This is a genomic window from Vibrio sp. 10N.222.49.C9 (genome assembly GCF_041474985.1).
Taxonomy (GTDB): Bacteria; Pseudomonadota; Gammaproteobacteria; order Enterobacterales; family Vibrionaceae; genus Vibrio; species Vibrio crassostreae_C.
Genome location: NZ_JBFRVD010000011.1, coordinates 124,727 through 141,936, shown reverse-complemented (window position 1 = coordinate 141,936; position 17,210 = coordinate 124,727). Strand labels below are relative to the sequence as shown.

The following is a 17,210-nucleotide window of genomic DNA, read 5'->3' as shown; positions in this document are numbered from 1 at the left end:
TTAAAATACTTTCTTGAATGGTTTTACAATCACATTTTGGTAAACGCCAGCATCAATGTACGGGTCAGCGTCTGCCCATGCTTGTGCATCTTCCAAAGAGTTAAATTCAGCAATCACAGTTGAACCTGTAAAGCCTGCTTCGCCAGGGTTATCTGAATCAATCGCTGGCATTGGACCTGCTGTTAACAGTCGGCCTTCATCGTGAAGTGTTTGTAGGCGTTCTAGATGTTGTGGGCGAACACTTAGGCGTTTTTCTAATGAATTTTCGACGTCTTGAGAAAAAATCACGTACCACATATTGAGATATCCTTATTTTACTTCACTAAATTTGGGGCGTTTAAATTCGCTATCTTGCTAATTTACGCGAACTAATTGGTATTGGAAGGGCTAATGATAAGAAATTGTGAATTGGTGCGAGAGAGCGCTATGGTCTTTATCTATTTCATTTGCTGAAACTAAAGACCACTTACATGAACGACTGAGTGAAAAGTCCTATTTATTGATAGAGCGAGGCTTACCACTTTCATCAACTGCCACGTAGTTGAAGGTCGCGCCACAGACCTTGTAACGGTCGCCGATGCCATGATCAAGTACCGGCTTAACCCATACTTCTAGGTCGATATTCATAGAGCTACGGCCAATCTTAGTGCAGTCACCATAAACACACACTACATCGCCAACCGATACTGGCTGTTTGAATTCAATACTTGATACTGAAACTGTGACTATTTTGCCGTTAGAGATCTCTTTCGCCAAGATACCGCCAGCAAGGTCAAGCTGTGACATTATCCAACCACCGAAAATCTGGCCTGCTGCATTTGTATCAGAAGGCATCGCTAATGTGCGAAGAAGTAAAGAACCAATCGGGTTCAAAGTTGATTGAATAGTCATTGTCGTACTCTTAATGGTATTGATTGTTTTATATAAAAATAGATGTGTTTACGAGACTCGTGGTGGTCTAATTTTTAACGTCTTCACCGAACACAAATAATCAGCGGCCAATGATCACGAGTATCATTGGCCAATCGCATATTGATAATAATTGTATCAAATAGGGTATGAGGACTCATCCCTAAGGGCTATTTCTCGTCGGTATTTTTATCCGTTAACTCTTTCTGCTGGTCTTTTGGTAGATGCTTATAGATATAAACACCAGTGAGCAAGGTGAAGAGCAAGGTCGCGATGAGTAGACCAAACACTTTGAAGTTGACCCAAACATCCAACGGTAGGCTGAAAGCAACGTAAACGTTGAGAACGGCACATAGGGTAAAGAACAGCGTCCATGCCCAGTTGATCTTGCCCCATACCGAATCAGGCAGTGTGATCTCTTTGCCTAACATACCTTTAATCGCTGATTTGCCCATGATGTGACTGACCGTCAGGCCAATCGCAAACAGTGCGTAAACGATGGTGACTTTCCATTTAATGAAGTTGTCGTCGTGCAAGAAGATGGTCATGCCACCAAATACGGCAACCATTAGAAAGGTGATGACCTGCATTTTTTCGACTTTCTTGTAGATGAAATAAGTCAAAATAATTTGAACTGCAGAGGCAACGATCAAAGCGCCGGTCGCGGTATAGATGTCGTACATCTTATAAAGCGCAAAGAAAATAATGAGAGGAATGAAATCAAGAATTTGTTTCATGAGACACTGACTATCCAGTTAGTTGAGTTGCTGACAGTCTAACGAAAACTGTCTCGATGCTAAATAGCTCGAGACAATTGGGTGCCAATTAATTCAATCTAACCGCTCATCGTGTTTAACGAGTTTTAACAGATTATCTCATTGACGGGGTTTGGTAGCGAGGTATCAGCTTCTTGATGTCTTCAAGGTAGCCTTCGCTCTTCAAGCTATCTAAGGTATTTTCGAGTTCTTGCTCACTCATGGCAAAACACGTCGATTTACCGGTCGTTAAGTCGAGATACTCGTGATATTCACGCTCTGTGAAGTGGCCAATTCTGTCCATTAATAGGGTTTTAATTCCATGGTGAATCAAGCCGTAATACGTATGTCTTTGTAAGGTCATAGCCTATCCTCCGTGACAAGCTGCAGTGAAACTGGTGCAACCTGCTGTATATTGGTTGGGTTATCTATGACAAAGCAACTCGAATGCCATTTTCTCCAACGGAACAGAATAAATTCCCGGCTAAATAGAATTGAACTTCTTTTCAAATAGTTAAAGGAAGGTACGTTCTATTCTCTGACAATCAATACGAAACAGACATCAAATAGTTTCATTTTGAGAACGGAAAAATTCTCATTATGACGCTCTCCTGCCGCTTATAAAGAGGCCTACCAACAATGATTGCCGCTAATCGACGAGCCAATCAACAAGCGTAGATAAGGATGTATTTTGTCGATTCTTGGGTTGCAGCAAGAAGTAACCATTTCCAGAGAAAACACTGCCTTCACTCACTTTTACCAATCTACCTAAATCAATATCTTGCTTGGCCAGTGTGATGTCGCCTATGGCAATGCCAAACCCTTGAATGGCGGCGTTCATAGCTTGATCGAGTGTCGCGAATTGTTGGTTGTTCTTGCTTGAAAGGTCGTGGCTGCCTATGTGCTCTAACCAAAGTCGCCAATCACTTTGCTCATTGTTGGCGTGTAGCCAAGTGTATTGGGCAAGCTTGTGTGGCTTGATGATGGTCGATGCGTCGTCGACAAGATGGCTCTGTGTAATGCTTTGTGCTTGGCAAACGGGCGCTAGCTGCTCGTTAAACAATAATTGGCTGATAATCGATTGTTGGTTTGGCTTCTTACCATAGGTAATTACGGCGTCAAACGGATCAAAGCTTGGTTCGAAGACGTGCTTGATGGTCGACGTCAGTTCGACATCAATTTCAGGATAGGCTTGCTGAAAAGACATCAACTTAGGTAGTAGCCAAGAGGTAATACAGCTCGGTGCGTTGAGTTTGATCTTAGACGGAGAGCTAGCCACTTGATTTAGAGCCGATTGCAGCTGATGAATCGTTCCTTGTATCAGGGGAACCAGTTCTTCTCCTTTCGGCGTTAAAGACAATCCGCGAGCATGGCGATAGAAGAGATCACAGCCAAGGCTTTCTTCAAACGACAATACCTGACGACTCACTGCACCTTGCGTAACATTGAGCTCATGTGCCGCGCGTGTAAAGTTGAGGTGCCTTGCCGTAGACAAAAACGCGAGCAAGGTTTTGGTTGAAGGAAGTGTGCGATTCATATCTTTACCTATGACTTTTTATCATGGCTATTATGTGATTATTTCGATTCATTTATCAATAGTGTTCTGTTTGAATGTAAATACTTAATCATCATTTGTGATTCAATATGTGTATAAGTCACATTTTTTGAATATGAAGGCAATGATGAAGACATTGTGATTTTGTGAAAGGGATAGCTTCTTGACATCTTTTATTGATAGCTTAGTGCCTCAGGCTGTAAAAAAATTAATACCTTATCAATCGGCAAGAAGAATTGGTGGTGATGGACGTGTCTGGCTAAACGCCAATGAATTGGAAAGCTCGCTGTTTCAAGGAGAAGCAAGTCACAACCGATACCCAGACTTCTTACCACAAGATATTGCTAAGGCTTATCAAGATTACTGTAGTACCGATGCCGCGACTGTGGCTGTTCGTGGTGCAGATGAAGCGATTGATTTGCTGATCAGAACATTCTGTAAACCGGCGTGCGACAACATACTTATCTGCTCTCCAACGTATGCGATGTATGAGTTTTGCGCTGATGCATTGGCGATTAATACCTTGGACTCTCCATTGCAGGAAGACTTTAGCCTGAACGTCGCTGATATTGTGAATAAGGCAAAACTGGCGAATATCGTGTTTCTTTGCTCACCAAACAATCCAACGGGCAATGTGATTCCTAAATCGGATTTGATTCAGGTACTGGAAGGCACGACTGGAAAATCTCTAGTGGTCGTCGATGAAGCGTATATCGAATTTGAACCACAAACGTCAGCCGTTAGCCTTATTGAGCGTTATCCGCACTTGGTTGTGATTCGCACTTTGTCTAAGGCATTTGGACTGGCTGCAGTTCGTTGTGGTTTTATCTTAGCGAGTCAAAATGTGATGCAGTATGTCGCGAAGCTGATTCCACCTTATCCGATGCCAGATTGCTCATCTCAAATTGTATTAGACGCGTTGTCTGATGAACGAGTCTCAGTGATGCAAGACGCGACGCAAAAGCTGGTTGAACTACGTAACTGGTTTGCTTGTGAGCTAACGCGGTTTGATTTCATCGAGTCTGTTTACCCTTCATCGACAAACTTCATTTTGCTGCGTCAAAAAGCAGGGCACCAAGTGTTCAGTGTCTTGGCGAAGGACGGCATTGTGACAAGGAACCAAAACCATGAACCGGCTTTGCGTAACTGTGTTCGAATCAGTATTGGTAGCCAAGAGAGCATGCTAGAAGTGATAACGTCACTAACACGTTACCAAACCGAATTAGAACAGAGTCAACAAGGCAAACAAATTCAACAAGCTCAACATAAAGAAATTCAATCTCAACTCGATAAAGATCATATCTAGGATGGCAATGATGAAAAAGATAATACTAGGACTCGCTTGTGCGGCCGCTTTACTTGGTACAACGGTACAGGCGAAAGAAATCCGTTTGGCGTCGGACTTTACGTATCCGCCATTCAACTATAAAAACAGTGACGGTGTACCTGTCGGGTTTGATATTGAGATAGCTGATGCCTTGTGTGAGCAAGCTAAACTCGATTGTACTTGGGTTTCACAAAGCTGGGACTCGCTAATTCCAAGTTTGTTGGCAAGAAAGTCAGATGTGATCATGGCTTCAATGCGTATTACCGAAGAGCGTAAGCGCAAGATTTTATTTACTGATAAGTACTACCAAACACCAGCCGTATTTGTTGCTGCCAAAAGCGCAGAATTCAGCGTTGATGAGGCAGGCTTAGCGGGCAAAACCATCGGTGTTCAGCAAGGTACGATTCACGATCGCTACGTAACCGACAAGTTTGGCAGTGTTGCCAACATTAAGCGTTACACAGGGCAAGACGAAGTGTATCTGGATCTGCAAAACGGTCGCTTAGATCTAACCTTCGGCAACTCGGATCAACTGTCATTAGCTTTCTTAGATAAAAAAGAAGGTGAGGGCTTTGAATTTAAAGGTAAAGCAGTAACCGACAAAGCCTACATTGGCGAGGGTACGGCGTTAGCACTAAGAAAGCAGGATTCAAAACTGGCGAAACAATTCAATGCCGCGATTGAAGAGATCAGAGCGAACGGTACTTACGACAAGATCGCCGCTAAGTACTTTACGTTTGATATCTATGGCGCTGATTTGTAATTCGTCTAACGCCTAAAAAACTAGAACACCAAAAACAAAAATCCGAGGGCTGTAAGGCTCTCGGATTTTCTAGTTTATGCTGGTGGTGTCAATTCAAGTCACCATCAACTTAGCGTTTTAATATTACGCTTGCTGTTTTTGTAGCTCAGCTTCTTTCGCTTCGTCTTCGATTAGAGAATCAACGATGACTGCACATGCTGCATCACCAGTGATGTTTAGAGCAGTACGGATCATGTCGAAGATACGGTCTAGAGCGAACAACAGAGGTAGACCTTCAATAGGGATACCAGCTGCTAGAAGAACCGCAACCACTAGGAAAGAAGGACCTGGAACACCTGCTTGACCAACTGCGCCTAGAGTCGACGTTACGATGATAGCAACGTAAGCACCCATAGAAAGGTCGATGTTGAACAGCTGTGCGAAGAAGATAGCAACTAGGCCGTAGTAAATTGCGTTACCAGACATGTTGATCGTCGCACCAAGAGGCAGAACGAATGAAGCCGTAGAGTTACGAACGCCAAGTTCTTTCTCTACCGTTTCCATTGTTACTGGCAGTGTCGCCATTGAAGATGCTGTTGATAGTGCAACCGCTTGAGGCTTCTTCATCGCCACTAGGAACTTCTTCGCAGAAGTCTTAGTGAAGATTTGAATCATTAGCGGGTAAGCAACAAAGCCGAAGATTAGAATCGCAGCGATGTAAACAACGAACAGTTTGAACACAACCATAAGTGCGCCAAAACCGAATGTACCCACAGCTTCTGCCATTAGGCCGAATACGCCAAGTGGTGCAATGATCATAACCTTGTTGATCATCCAAACCATAGCGTCAACAATCGCGTTTACGCCATTGATGATAGGGTCACGTTTCTCTTTCGCTTGTTTAGAAATCGCAATACCGAAGAATAAGCAGAAGACTAGAATTTGCAGAATGTTTGCTTCATTCAGTGATTGGAAAACGTTGGTCGGGATCATGCCCGTGATGGTTGCCCAGAACGTTGGAAGTTCGCCTTTCGCAGCGTATTCAGAAGAGAACATACCTTCAACGCCAGAAACATCGATACCACGACCCGGTTCGAATACTTCACCCATTACAAGCGCTAGTGCTACAGCAAGTGCAGACGTTAGTGCAAAGTAACCCAGTGTAACCACACCAACTTTACCTGCTGATGAGCTATTACCTAGACCTGCAGCACCTGAAATTAGGGCAACTGCGACTAGAGGAATAACCAGCATCTTGATTAAATTGATGAAGATTGCGCCCAGTGGAGCGAACATTGTTGCGCTGTCACCCATCATTGCACCGACAGCGGTACCGATGATCATTGCAATAACGACTTGAACGCCGATGTTGCTTAGTAAACTCTTTTCTTTTAACACTTCCATAACCTCTGTGCTACTAAATATAAAAATCCCAGAACTACTCACCAATGTACGATGTACCATTGGATTAATATTTCGCGAGAAGTTTTACACGTATCTTTTACATTTATCAATATGAGCAGAGATGAAAGAACACCAAAAAGCAGTAATCAAATGTCATTTGATGATTTTTCACACTAAAGCAAACGTTTGCTTTTTGGTTTGTCATTATTTTTATAAATGGTGGTGATGTTTTGGTGGGGTATTATAGGTGTGCTACAGGTTTGTATGAGGTGTTGTTTTTATCAGAAATTTAACAATTGAGAGGGTTTGGACGTGTTCTCGGAGAAAAACTCCCACAGCGCAAATTATCGCACTAGTGGGAGCCTATTTATTATTTTTGCGTTGCCGCTTTCATTGGCGTAACAAACTCAGCAAGTGCTTTAAGCATTGCTTCTGGTTGTTCAACGTTGTTTTCAATGATTTTCACAACCGCAGAGCCAGAGATAGCACCAGCAGCGCCAGCTTCGATGGCTTCTTTTACTTGCTCAGGAGCAGAGATACCGAAACCAAGCAGTGCTGGTGGCGCATCAAACTTGTTCAAACGGTCAAGTAGGGCTGTCACAGGCATGTTTGCTTTGGTTTCTGCACCCGTTACGCCAGCACGAGAAAGTAGGTAAGTGTAACCACCACCTAGCTCAGAAACCGATTGAAGCGTCTCATCACTTGCTGTTGGTGGAGCAATAAAGATTGGGTGAATACCAAACTTCTTAGCTGCAGCAACAAACTCGCCACTCTCGTTGGTTGGTACATCAGCAATCAATACTGAATCGATACCTGCATTAGCACAACGCTCGTAGAAGTTCTCGATACCACGTGCGTACACCAAGTTTGCGTACATCAGTAGGCCGATTGGTAGCTCTGGGTATTTAGCACGAATTTGACCAATAAGATCAAAACACACATCTGGCGTGACTTTAGAATCTAACGCACGAATGTTTGCACCTTGGATTGTCGGGCCATCTGCAAGCGGATCTGAGAATGGAATACCAAGTTCAAGTGCATCAGCACCCGCTTCAACGAGTGTTTCCATGATCTTAAGAGACTGCTGAGGGTTAGGATCGCCAACCGTTACGAATGGTACAAATGCGCCCTGATTCTTTTCAGCTAAGCGAGTGAAGAGTGATTGATAGCGATCCATTATAATGCTCCTTTCTCTTTAAGAATGTCGTGTACAGAGAAGATGTCTTTATCACCACGACCAGATAGATTAACCACTAATAGCTGTTCTTTCTCTGGGTCATCGTGAGCCATTTTAACAGCATGAGCCAAAGCATGAGATGACTCTAGCGCTGCGATAATACCTTCTTTACGTGCAATCAATTGGAACGCTTCTAGCGCTTCGTCGTCGGTCACGTTGTCGTATTCAGCACGGCCAATAGCATTTAGGTGCGCGTGTTGAGGACCAACTGATGGGAAGTCTAGACCCGCAGATACAGAGTAAGACTCTTCTACTTGGCCGTTCTCATCTTGCATCAGTGGCGCTTTCATGCCGAAGAAGATACCGGTTTTACCGTGCTTAAGCGGCGCGCCGTGTTGGTCGGTATCAATACCTTTACCAGCCGGCTCTACACCGATTAGGCGAACAGTTTCTTCTTCAATGAAATCCGCAAACATACCGATAGCGTTCGAACCACCGCCGACACAAGCGATAACCGCATCAGGAAGGCGACCTTCACGAGCTAGAATTTGGTTCTTCGTTTCTTCACCAATCATGCGTTGGAAATCACGAACAATCGTTGGGAATGGGTGAGGACCCGCTGCAGTACCCAATAGGTAATGCGCGTCTTCATAAGTTGCAGACCAGTCACGTAGTGCTTCGTTACACGCATCTTTTAGCGTTGAAGAGCCAGAATGAACAGGGATAACCTCTGCGCCCATTAGCTTCATACGGAACACGTTCGGGCTTTGACGTTCAACGTCTTTTGCACCCATGTAAACACGACACTTAAGACCTAGTAGAGCACACGCTAGAGCCGTTGCCACACCGTGTTGGCCTGCGCCAGTTTCAGCGATGATTTCCTGCTTACCCATACGTTTTGCTAGCAATGCTTGACCAAGAACTTGGTTTGTCTTGTGAGCACCGCCGTGAAGTAGATCTTCACGCTTTAGGTACAGTTTTGTTTTTGTACCTTTTGTTAGGTTGCGTGCTAGCGTTAGTGCCGTTGGACGACCAGCGTACTCTTGAAGAAGCGTCATGAATTCGCTGCGGAACTCAGGATCGGCTTGTGCATCGATAAATGCTTGTTCAAGTTGGTCTAGTGCTGGCACTAGGATCTGCGGTACGTATTGACCACCGTATTCACCAAAGTAGGCATCGAGTTTAGCCATTGTGTTATTCCTTCAATTCTACTGATGTGTATTCACACCAAGTCATTTAATCTTGTTTGAGCTTCGCAAAAGGCAAAGCTCACAAATATGTTTTTAGTTTCTGCTTTCTAATTTCTAGCGCCGAGCTTGGACTAGTAATTACGAATCGCAGCAAAAGCACGTTGCAGTTTGTCTGCGTCTTTTTTGCCTGGAGCAGATTCAACACCAGAGTTTAGGTCTAATCCTAAGCAACCCAACTTAGCCGCTTGGTTAGCATTTTCTGGGGTTAGACCACCCGCCAACATGATTGCGCTTTGGTTGTTGATTAGGTTCCAATCGAACACTTGGCCTGTGCCACCAGTTTGAGAACCCACTTTAGTATCTAGCAGGTGACGAGTCACGTTGCTTTCCAGTAATTCTGGTAGCGAGCTCTCAGCATCGGGAGAAACACCGTAAGCTTTCCAAATCTCAACGCTTTCAGGTAGTGACTGTTTTAGCTCATCGACAAACGCTTGAGACTCATCACCGTGCAATTGCACAGCGAACAGGCCTAGCTCAGAAACCGTTTTCGCAACGTCAGTAACGCTGTGGTTTTGGAACACACCCACGTAGTTCAAAGGTGCGCCGCTCATAGTCAAACGAGCCGCTTCGATATCCACATGACGCTTAGATGCTTCAACGAATATCAGACCACCGAATACCGCACCAGCTTGATAAGCCTTTGCTGCATCGTCAGAGTGAGTTAAACCACACACCTTGTTTTCACCCAGTGTTACTTTGCGTACCGCAAGCTCGAGGTTCTTCTCTGCCATTAGAGAGCTACCGATTAGGAAGCCATCTGCAAACGTTGAAAGGTCACGAACTTGTTGATGTGTGTAGATGCCAGACTCTGAAATCACAACTGCGTTTGGAGCCAGTTCGCGAATCAGCGGCGCCAACTCTTTAGTACGGTTCAAATCAGTCGAAAGGTCACGAAGATTACGGTTGTTAATGCCGATCACCTTAGCGTTTAGAGCGACTGCACGGTGAAGCTCTTCTTCGTTGCTGACTTCGGTCAATACACCCATGTTGAGTGAGTGAGCGACTTCCGCCAGCGCTTTGTACTCTTCGTCATCTAATACCGATAGCATTAGCAAGATAGCATCAGCTGAGTAATGACGAGCTAGATACACTTGGTAGGTATCAACCATGAAGTCTTTACACAGGATAGGCTGCTTAGCAATGCTGCGAACTTTAGGTAAAAACTCAAAGTCACCTTGGAAGTACTTCTCGTCTGTCAGCACAGAAATCGCGTTTGCGTGGTTGTTGTAAACAGACGCAATGTAGTCGAGGTCAAACTCGTCACGGATTAAACCTTTTGATGGAGAGGCCTTTTTACATTCAGTGATGAAAACCGTTTGTTCTCCGCTCAGAGCGTCATAAAAGCTGCGGTCTGTTGCAGTTAGTGACGCTTTAAACTCGTCTAATGGTTGAGTCTGCTTACGCGCTTCAACCCATTGGTATTTATCACGAACGATTTTTGCTAATACTTCCGCCATTTCAGCTTCTTTGACTGAAACGTGGGTCGACAGTTTATCGGTAGTCTGTGTCATGTTCTTTGTCTCAATTCGTCGTTCGTTAGGCGTGTGCAGCAAGCTTATGTACAAGCTCGTACGCTTTGCCAGAGTTCATCGCGTCAATCGCTTGCTGAGCGTTGGCTTTTAGGTCTTCGTGACCAAATAGACGCATCAGCAGAGCTACGTTGACTGCCACTGCGCCAACTTGAGCATCAGTGCCTTTACCCGTCAGGATATCGGTTGTGATGGCTTTGTTCTCTTCTGGCTCGCCGCCCTTGATTGCTTCAAGAGGGTGAGTGTTCAAACCAAAGTCTGCTGGTGTCACTGTGTATTCGTGAATTGTGCCATCTTTGATTTCAGCAACCATGGTTTCGCCGTGAATCGCTACTTCATCAAGGCCGCTACCGTGAACAACCGCCGCGCGCTTCATGCCCATTTGCAGCATGGTTTCCGCGATAGGGCGTACAAGCTCTTTGCTGTAAACACCCATTAGCTCGATGTTAGGGCGAGCTGGGTTAATCAGTGGGCCAAGGATATTGAAGATAGTGCGCGTTTTCATGGTTTGACGAACAGGCATCGCGTGACGTACACCAACGTGATACTGCGGAGCAAATAGGAACGCTACGCCAAGTTCATCAACAGCCGCCCGCGTGTCTTCTGCTGTCATCGCTAGGTTGATACCGAACGAATCCAATAGGTCAGAAGAACCTGATTTGCTCGATACGCTGCGGTTACCGTGCTTCGCGACTTTTAAGCCACACGCTGCGGCAACAAATGCAGAAGTCGTCGAAATATTAATGGTGTTGTGACCGTCGCCACCTGTACCAACGATGTCTGCGAAATCGTAATCAGGGCGAGGGAACGGGTTTGCATTCGCAAGCAGTGCTTTCGCCGCACCAGCGATCTCATCGGGCGTTTCGCCTTTGATTTTTAGTGCAGTCAGCGCAGAAGCCATCAAGATTGGGTCAAGTTCCCCCTTGATGATCACATCAAACAATTGTTGGCTTTCTTCTTGAGTAAGAGACTGCTGTTCGTAAAGTTTATTAATCTGTTCCATGATCGTTTCCTATTTTTCCAGTCTTTTCAAGGCGAAGAGGTTTCTCAAGAGCCCATTCGATAGCGTTTGCTAGAAGCGTTGCACCGTAGGTCGTCATAATTGATTCAGGGTGGAATTGGAATCCACACACCTTGTCTTGTTCTTGAACCACAGACATCACCAAATCATCGACTTCAGCTGTCACCGTTAGGCTATCAGATACATGCGTTGCCACTAAAGAGTGATAGCGAGCGATAGCCAGTGGCGAAGGTAAGCCTTGGTAAGTCGCATGGTTTTGGTGTTCCATCATCGACACCTTACCATGAATGATTTCGCCAGCGCCTGCAACGGTGCCGCCATAGGCTTCAACAATCGCTTGGTGGCCTAAGCAAATACCAATCATTGGCACTTTACCTTTTAGAAGCTGAATCAGCTCTGGCATACAGCCCGCATCTGCTGGAGCGCCAGGGCCTGGTGAAAGCAGTGCAACAGGGTTGTCTAGTTCGTTGATCGCCGCTTCAACTACTTTTGCAGGAATGTTGTTACGGTAAATTTTTACGCTGTGACCTAATGAACGAAATTGGTCTACAAGGTTGTAAGTGAACGAGTCGAAGTTATCGATGAATACAATATCAGCCATGATTACGACTCCTTCTTATTTGTTAGGTTCTTAGTATGAGCTGCTTGAATCGCTGAGATAACCGCTTGTGCTTTGCCGCGAGTTTCATCGGCTTCTGCTTGTGGGTCTGAATCGAATACCACACCAGCGCCAGCTTGTACTTGTGCTACGCCATCTTCAACGTAAGCAGAGCGAATTACGATACAAGTATCTAGAGTCCCTTCACCGGTTAGATAACCGACTGCACCACCGTAGCTACCACGACGCGTTTTTTCTACGTCACGAATAAGCTGCATTGCGCGGATTTTTGGTGCGCCCGTTAGCGTGCCCATGTTCATACAAGCTTGGTAAGCGTGCAGAGCATCTAAGTCTTCACGGAGCTGACCAACAACACGAGAAACCAAGTGCATTACATGGCTGTAGCGGTCTACTTTCAGTAAGTCTGCTACGTGGCGAGTGCCAGCTTCAGCAATACGTGCCACATCGTTACGTGCTAGGTCGACTAGCATCATGTGTTCCGCGTTTTCTTTTTTGTCGGTACGCAGTTCAAGTTCGATACGGCTGTCTAGGTCGAAATCGATTTGACCGTCTGGGCGCTTACCACGACGACGAGTACCAGCAATCGGGTAGATCTCGATTTGGTTGGTTTCTGTCTCGTATTTCAGAGCGCTTTCTGGAGAAGCACCGAACAGAGTAAACAACTCGTCTTGCATGTAGAACATGTAAGGGCTTGGGTTACTTTGTTTGAGTTCTTTATAAGCCGCCAGTGGAGCAGGGCAAGGAAGCGTGAAGCGGCGTGATGGTACGACTTGGAACACATCGCCTTTTACTACGTACTCTTTTAGGTCACGAACCGTTTGACAGAAATCTTCATCAGAAACGCTTGGTACCGCTTCCACGTTGTCTAGTGGCGTCACTTCCGTGATGGCTTTCAGTGACTGACATTGTGTTTGAATGTCGGCTAGACGGTCAGTTAATTGCGCTTTGATGTTGTCATCTTGAGCAAATAAGCTCGCGTGAAGTAGGCCTTCGTTCTCTTGGTGATCGAAACGCAATAGTGTTTCAGCTACGTAGAATACAAAGTCAGGACAATTGTTGGTTGCTTCAGCATCACCTAGTGGCTCAAAGTTTGCCACGATGTCGTAAGCGAATAAGCCCGCCATGAATAATGCGTGTTTGTTATCCGCGTCTTGCTCAAAGCTGTGCTGAACCAAACGCAGTGCATCGAATGAAGAGGCTTCTCTTAAACGTGAGTCTTCGTCTAATTCGTTGCTTGGTTCGATAAAAGTCAGCGTCAAAACGTTATCAGTAAGGTCAGATTTAATTTCTGCTTTCACGTTTTGAGTGAGATGTTCGATAAGCGCTTGACCGTTTTCAGTCAATGCTTGAAAGGTTACTTCATGTCCGCGACATACGATGCGAACAGCAGAGTCGATAAGGAGTAGGCTTGTCAGGTTCTGTTTAGATTCAATCTCGGCAGATTCCAACAAAAGACTATCAGTTTTGTTTTCACACAAAGTATGAAAAACGCTGGTTGGATCTTGCGAGTAAGGAACTGAGGAATTGATGACCTCAATGGTTCCCAGCTTTTTGATTTCAATGGCCTTGTTCACAAGACCTCCTTTATGATTCTTTAAATTTCCTGCCGTACATAGTCGCATAAAGATACCTTTCACCCAATCTAGAATATGGTCAATTCGATGATTTGTTAGTCAGTTGAATGTGAGATGTTCGACAAATTAAAAAGCCCGCTATTAAAGCGGGCTTAGTGATAACTTTTTTATAAACAAACTGTTTAACTAGAAGTACACGTTAGCCCACCAAGAACTTGTCCAAGTGCGCCACCAATTAAGCTCTGAACTTGCTTCTACTGAAGAAAGTTCTAAAACTTTATCTTTATGGTTTTGGTTAAATTCTTGTAACATGGTGAACCTATCAAATGTGATACTTCGTATTTGTGTACTAGTTAACTAGTTTTCTGCTTGCGGGTCAAGTGTGTTGACACAAATATAACGATAAAAATTGAAAACAATGAAAAAGAATATATGAGAATTGATCTACATAGTCATACAACAGCCTCAGATGGCCGACTTACTCCACCTGAGCTAATTGACCGAGCGCTTGGCTTTAACATCGAAGCGCTAGCGATTACAGATCATGACACGACTGATGGGCTTGCTGAAGCACGCAACTATATTGCTGATAACAATCTTCCTATTCAGCTGATCAACGGCATTGAGATTTCGACTGTTTGGCAAAACAAAGATATCCATATTGTTGGGTTAAACGTTGATCCTGAGTCACCAGAACTCAAAGCGCTCATTGAGCAACAGAAGCAACACCGTATTGGACGCGCAGAGATGATTGCTCAACGTCTTGAGAAAGCGACTCGTGAAGGGGTGCTAGAAGAAGTTAAATTGATTGCAGGTGATGCGCCTATTACTCGCGCTCACTTTGCTAAGTGGTTAGTCGACAACGGCTACGCAAAAACCATGCAGCAGGTGTTTAAAAAGTTTCTTACTCGCAATAACCCAGGTTATGTGCCGCCGACGTGGTGCTCAATGAGTGATGCTGTCACGGCCATTCATGCTGCTGGTGGCCAAGCCGTACTCGCTCACCCTGGGCGATATGGCCTTACAGCCAAGTGGGTTAAGCGCTTGCTAGCTGCATTTGTTGAAGCGAAAGGGGATGCGATGGAAGTCGCTCAACCTCAGCAAGCGCAACAAGAAAGACGCACACTCGCGGATTATGCTATACAATACAAACTATTAGCCTCCCAAGGCAGTGATTTCCATTACCCATCTCCGTGGATGGAACTTGGACGTAATCTCTGGCTACCTTCTGGGGTCGAAGAAGTATGGAAAGATTGGGAGTTTCAAACGGTTTCACCATCTGAATAGTCTTTAGGTGAACCAGCTCCTTCTGATGATAGAGTCGAGAGATTCGATAACGAGGATCAACAATGAGCCAGTTTTTTTATGTACACCCAGATAACCCACAAGCACGCTTAATTACTCAAGCGGTTGCGATTATTCGTAATGGCGGCGTAGTGGTTTATCCAACAGATTCCGGTTATGCGCTGGGCTGTCAGCTTGAAAACAAACAAGCACTTGAACGTATCTGTAAAATTCGTCGCATCGATGACAAGCACAACTTCACGTTGTTATGCCGTGATCTTTCTGAATTATCACTGTATGCACGCGTCGATAACGTGGCTTTCCGTCTACTGAAAGCACACACGCCAGGTGCTTACACGTTTATCTTTAAAGCAACCAAAGAAGTACCAAAGCGTTTGATGAACGCCAAGCGTAAAACGATTGGTATTCGTGTCCCAGACAACAAGATTGCACTCGACTTGTTGGAAGCGATGGGCGAACCACTGATGTCGACGTCATTGATTCTTCCGGGTAACGAGACAACTGAGTCGGATCCAGAAGAAATTCGTGACAGCCTAGAGCATGCGGTTGATGTCATTTTGAATGGTGGTTACTTAGGTGAGCAACCGACGACGGTTATTGACTTTAGTGATGATGATGCCGTGGTTCTACGTCGTGGTGCTGGCGATCCTGCGCCGTTTGAATAATCGCTTTACTGATTAACAGTCTGTAACGATACAGCAAACCTGCCAGAGTAAATAACAAGTGCTTTTTGTCAGGTTATTTGCGATAATACGCGACCGCGATTTGGTCGCGAAAAATTCATTCGACGTCTGTGAAGACGACAATTAGGTAGAAAAGAGTAAATGAGCGAAAAATTACAGAAGGTTTTAGCGCGAGCTGGTCACGGTTCTCGTCGTGAACTAGAAGGTTTAATCAAATCTGGTCGTGTAAGTGTTAACGGTCAAGTTGCGAAACTGGGCGAGCGTCTTGAAGACGAGAACTCAGTGATCCGTATCGATGGCCATACTGTTTCAGGCAAGGCTTCTGAAGAAGTGGTTTGTCGTGTACTTGCTTACTACAAACCTGAAGGTGAGCTTTGTACTCGTCACGATCCTGAAGGCCGCCGTACTGTTTTCGATCGTCTACCTAAGATCCGTGGTTCGCGTTGGATTTCAGTTGGTCGTCTTGATGCAAACACATCGGGTCTTTTGCTTTTCACTACTGATGGTGAACTTGCAAACCGTCTAATGCACCCAAGCCGTCAGGTTGAACGTGAGTACTTAGTACGTGTGTTTGGTGAAGTGACTGAGCAAAAAGTAAAAAACGTTACTCGTGGCGTACAACTTGAAGACGGCATGGCTCGTTTTGAAGATGTGGTTTACGCTGGCGGTGAAGGTATGAATCATACTTTCTACGTAGCGATTAACGAAGGTCGTAACCGTGAGGTTCGTCGTCTTTGGGAATCTCAAGAAACAACAGTAAGCCGCCTGAAACGTGTACGTTACGGTGATATCTACCTTGATAAGAAACTGCCTCGTGGCGGTTGGAAAGAGCTAAATCTTCAAGAAGTTAACTACCTGCGTGAGCTTGTTGAGCTTAAGCCAGAGAAAGAGACTTTGTTGGATCTTGATCCTTCAAATACTTCTCGTAAGCGTGAGCGTTCTCGTAGCCAAAAAATTCGTCGTGCTGTTAAGCGTCACGAAGAGCGTGCAAACGCACCAAAAGGCCGTAGCAACCAAACTAAACGCAAGAAGCCTGCAACTCGCGGTACTACAACACCTGATTCAGGTCGTAGTGCTCCAGCTGCAAACAAAGGCAAACCTCAGGCTAACAAAAGTAAGCCTAAGCTGAACAACGGTCGTCCGGCTAAACCAGCTAAGCCAAGAACACGTCAGTAATTACGTAAGTTCTTACGCGTAAGCTTCATTAGCTGAAAGCACTGAATACTAAAAACCTGCTCATTGAGCAGGTTTTTTTACGTCTGAAGCAATAGAAGATGAGGGATGCGAATAACCGAGTATCGAAAACATGCTGCTATAAACGACAGTAAGCGTGCCTTTCGTGTACGCGCATCTATAATCT

The 17,210-nt window shown here is 45.0% G+C and carries 18 protein-coding genes and 1 other annotated feature; of the genes, 5 read left to right on the top strand and 13 right to left on the bottom strand.

The genetic code is table 11. From position 1 onward, the window contains the following. The 5 genes from AB4585_RS04905 to AB4585_RS04885 all read right to left on the bottom strand — a co-directional run bounded on the left by AB4585_RS04905 (position 1) and on the right by AB4585_RS04885 (position 3,201). Entirely contained in the window at positions 1-297 is a 297-nt protein-coding gene (locus AB4585_RS04905) for a YciI family protein (protein ID WP_004741234.1), read from the bottom strand. A 195-nt stretch (positions 298-492) separates the two neighbouring features. After that, positions 493-891 (bottom strand): acyl-CoA thioester hydrolase YciA, encoded by a 399-nt coding sequence (gene yciA / locus AB4585_RS04900; protein ID WP_009846426.1) that lies wholly within the window; start codon positions 889-891, stop codon positions 493-495. 188 nt (positions 892-1,079) lie between these two features. Continuing rightward, positions 1,080-1,646 (bottom strand): septation protein A, encoded by a 567-nt coding sequence (locus AB4585_RS04895; RefSeq protein WP_017061509.1) that lies wholly within the window; start codon positions 1,644-1,646, stop codon positions 1,080-1,082. Positions 1,647-1,779: 133 nt separating this feature from the next. Beyond that, a complete protein-coding gene (locus tag AB4585_RS04890; RefSeq protein WP_372169389.1) occupies positions 1,780-2,028 on the bottom strand; it encodes a hypothetical protein in 249 nt (82 codons plus the stop codon). A 285-nt stretch (positions 2,029-2,313) separates the two neighbouring features. Further along, positions 2,314-3,201 (bottom strand): LysR substrate-binding domain-containing protein, encoded by an 888-nt coding sequence (locus AB4585_RS04885; RefSeq protein ID WP_017063534.1) that lies wholly within the window; start codon positions 3,199-3,201, stop codon positions 2,314-2,316. Between the two features lie 181 nt (positions 3,202-3,382). Between AB4585_RS04885 and hisC the strand changes: the two genes are divergently transcribed. Next, complete coding sequence (gene hisC, locus AB4585_RS04880) at positions 3,383-4,525, top strand: histidinol-phosphate transaminase (protein WP_372057374.1); 1,143 nt, start codon at positions 3,383-3,385, stop codon at positions 4,523-4,525. 10 nt (positions 4,526-4,535) lie between these two features. Beyond that, positions 4,536-5,309: an ABC transporter substrate-binding protein gene (locus AB4585_RS04875; RefSeq protein ID WP_029235360.1), complete on the top strand. Its 774-nt coding sequence runs from the start codon at positions 4,536-4,538 to the stop codon at positions 5,307-5,309. A 123-nt stretch (positions 5,310-5,432) separates the two neighbouring features. Here the strand turns inward: AB4585_RS04875 and AB4585_RS04870 are convergent, their stop codons facing one another. The 8 genes from AB4585_RS04870 to AB4585_RS04835 form a co-directional block, all read right to left on the bottom strand. Further along, complete coding sequence (locus AB4585_RS04870; RefSeq protein WP_372169388.1) at positions 5,433-6,752, bottom strand: dicarboxylate/amino acid:cation symporter; 1,320 nt, start codon at positions 6,750-6,752, stop codon at positions 5,433-5,435. A 310-nt stretch (positions 6,753-7,062) separates the two neighbouring features. Beyond that, positions 7,063-7,869: a tryptophan synthase subunit alpha gene (gene trpA / locus AB4585_RS04865; protein WP_017061501.1), complete on the bottom strand. Its 807-nt coding sequence runs from the start codon at positions 7,867-7,869 to the stop codon at positions 7,063-7,065. After that, positions 7,869-9,059, bottom strand: a complete 1,191-nt coding sequence (gene trpB, locus AB4585_RS04860) for a tryptophan synthase subunit beta (RefSeq protein ID WP_017063541.1) — start codon at positions 9,057-9,059, stop codon at positions 7,869-7,871. The genes trpA and trpB overlap by 1 nt, the downstream gene beginning before the upstream one ends. A 131-nt stretch (positions 9,060-9,190) precedes the next feature. Then, complete coding sequence (gene trpCF, locus AB4585_RS04855) at positions 9,191-10,630, bottom strand: bifunctional indole-3-glycerol-phosphate synthase TrpC/phosphoribosylanthranilate isomerase TrpF (RefSeq protein ID WP_017063542.1); 1,440 nt, start codon at positions 10,628-10,630, stop codon at positions 9,191-9,193. Between the two features lie 25 nt (positions 10,631-10,655). After that, positions 10,656-11,651, bottom strand: a complete 996-nt coding sequence (gene trpD, locus AB4585_RS04850; protein WP_136973599.1) for an anthranilate phosphoribosyltransferase — start codon at positions 11,649-11,651, stop codon at positions 10,656-10,658. Next, positions 11,638-12,270 carry an aminodeoxychorismate/anthranilate synthase component II gene (locus AB4585_RS04845; protein WP_372169387.1) on the bottom strand — a complete coding sequence of 211 codons (633 nt, stop codon included), beginning with the start codon at positions 12,268-12,270 and terminating at the stop codon, positions 11,638-11,640. The genes trpD and AB4585_RS04845 overlap by 14 nt, the downstream gene beginning before the upstream one ends. Before the next feature lie 2 nt (positions 12,271-12,272). Beyond that, a complete protein-coding gene (locus AB4585_RS04840) occupies positions 12,273-13,862 on the bottom strand; it encodes an anthranilate synthase component 1 (RefSeq protein WP_017063545.1) in 1,590 nt (529 codons plus the stop codon). A gap of 125 nt (positions 13,863-13,987) precedes the next feature. Then, positions 13,988-14,102, bottom strand: a sequence feature (Trp leader region). Further along, positions 14,049-14,174, bottom strand: coding sequence for a trp operon leader peptide (locus AB4585_RS04835; RefSeq protein WP_009848753.1), 126 nt, complete (start codon positions 14,172-14,174; stop codon positions 14,049-14,051). It overlaps the preceding feature by 54 nt. 120 nt (positions 14,175-14,294) lie before the next feature. Between AB4585_RS04835 and rnm the strand changes: the two genes are divergently transcribed. The 3 genes from rnm to rluB all read left to right on the top strand — a co-directional run bounded on the left by rnm (position 14,295) and on the right by rluB (position 17,026). After that, positions 14,295-15,149, top strand: a complete 855-nt coding sequence (gene rnm, locus AB4585_RS04830) for an RNase RNM (RefSeq protein WP_017069983.1) — start codon at positions 14,295-14,297, stop codon at positions 15,147-15,149. Positions 15,150-15,211: 62 nt separating this feature from the next. Continuing rightward, positions 15,212-15,832, top strand: a complete 621-nt coding sequence (locus tag AB4585_RS04825) for an L-threonylcarbamoyladenylate synthase (RefSeq protein ID WP_009848751.1) — start codon at positions 15,212-15,214, stop codon at positions 15,830-15,832. A 159-nt stretch (positions 15,833-15,991) separates the two neighbouring features. Then, positions 15,992-17,026, top strand: coding sequence for a 23S rRNA pseudouridine(2605) synthase RluB (gene rluB, locus AB4585_RS04820; protein WP_372169386.1), 1,035 nt, complete (start codon positions 15,992-15,994; stop codon positions 17,024-17,026). Positions 17,027-17,210 lie beyond the last annotated feature (184 nt).

Excerpts from the sequence above, each read along its gene's own strand:
- AB4585_RS04870 (WP_372169388.1), bottom strand. The coding sequence starts at position 6,752 with ATGGTACATCGTACATTGGTGAGTAGTTCTGGGATTTTTATATTTAGT.
- AB4585_RS04875 (WP_029235360.1), top strand. The coding sequence starts at position 4,536 with ATGAAAAAGATAATACTAGGACTCGCTTGTGCGGCCGCTTTACTTGGT.
- AB4585_RS04895 (WP_017061509.1), bottom strand. The coding sequence starts at position 1,646 with ATGAAACAAATTCTTGATTTCATTCCTCTCATTATTTTCTTTGCGCTT.
- trpD (WP_136973599.1), bottom strand. The coding sequence starts at position 11,651 with ATGGAACAGATTAATAAACTTTACGAACAGCAGTCTCTTACTCAAGAA.
- yciA (WP_009846426.1), bottom strand. The coding sequence starts at position 891 with ATGACTATTCAATCAACTTTGAACCCGATTGGTTCTTTACTTCTTCGC.
- rluB (WP_372169386.1), top strand. The coding sequence starts at position 15,992 with ATGAGCGAAAAATTACAGAAGGTTTTAGCGCGAGCTGGTCACGGTTCT.
- trpB (WP_017063541.1), bottom strand. The coding sequence starts at position 9,059 with ATGGCTAAACTCGATGCCTACTTTGGTGAATACGGTGGTCAATACGTA.
- AB4585_RS04845 (WP_372169387.1), bottom strand. The coding sequence starts at position 12,270 with ATGGCTGATATTGTATTCATCGATAACTTCGACTCGTTCACTTACAAC.
- AB4585_RS04885 (WP_017063534.1), bottom strand. The coding sequence starts at position 3,201 with ATGAATCGCACACTTCCTTCAACCAAAACCTTGCTCGCGTTTTTGTCT.
- rnm (WP_017069983.1), top strand. The coding sequence starts at position 14,295 with ATGAGAATTGATCTACATAGTCATACAACAGCCTCAGATGGCCGACTT.
- AB4585_RS04825 (WP_009848751.1), top strand. The coding sequence starts at position 15,212 with ATGAGCCAGTTTTTTTATGTACACCCAGATAACCCACAAGCACGCTTA.
- AB4585_RS04890 (WP_372169389.1), bottom strand. The coding sequence starts at position 2,028 with ATGACCTTACAAAGACATACGTATTACGGCTTGATTCACCATGGAATT.
- trpA (WP_017061501.1), bottom strand. The coding sequence starts at position 7,869 with ATGGATCGCTATCAATCACTCTTCACTCGCTTAGCTGAAAAGAATCAG.
- trpCF (WP_017063542.1), bottom strand. The coding sequence starts at position 10,630 with ATGACACAGACTACCGATAAACTGTCGACCCACGTTTCAGTCAAAGAA.
- AB4585_RS04905 (WP_004741234.1), bottom strand. The coding sequence starts at position 297 with ATGTGGTACGTGATTTTTTCTCAAGACGTCGAAAATTCATTAGAAAAA.
- AB4585_RS04835 (WP_009848753.1), bottom strand. The coding sequence starts at position 14,174 with ATGTTACAAGAATTTAACCAAAACCATAAAGATAAAGTTTTAGAACTT.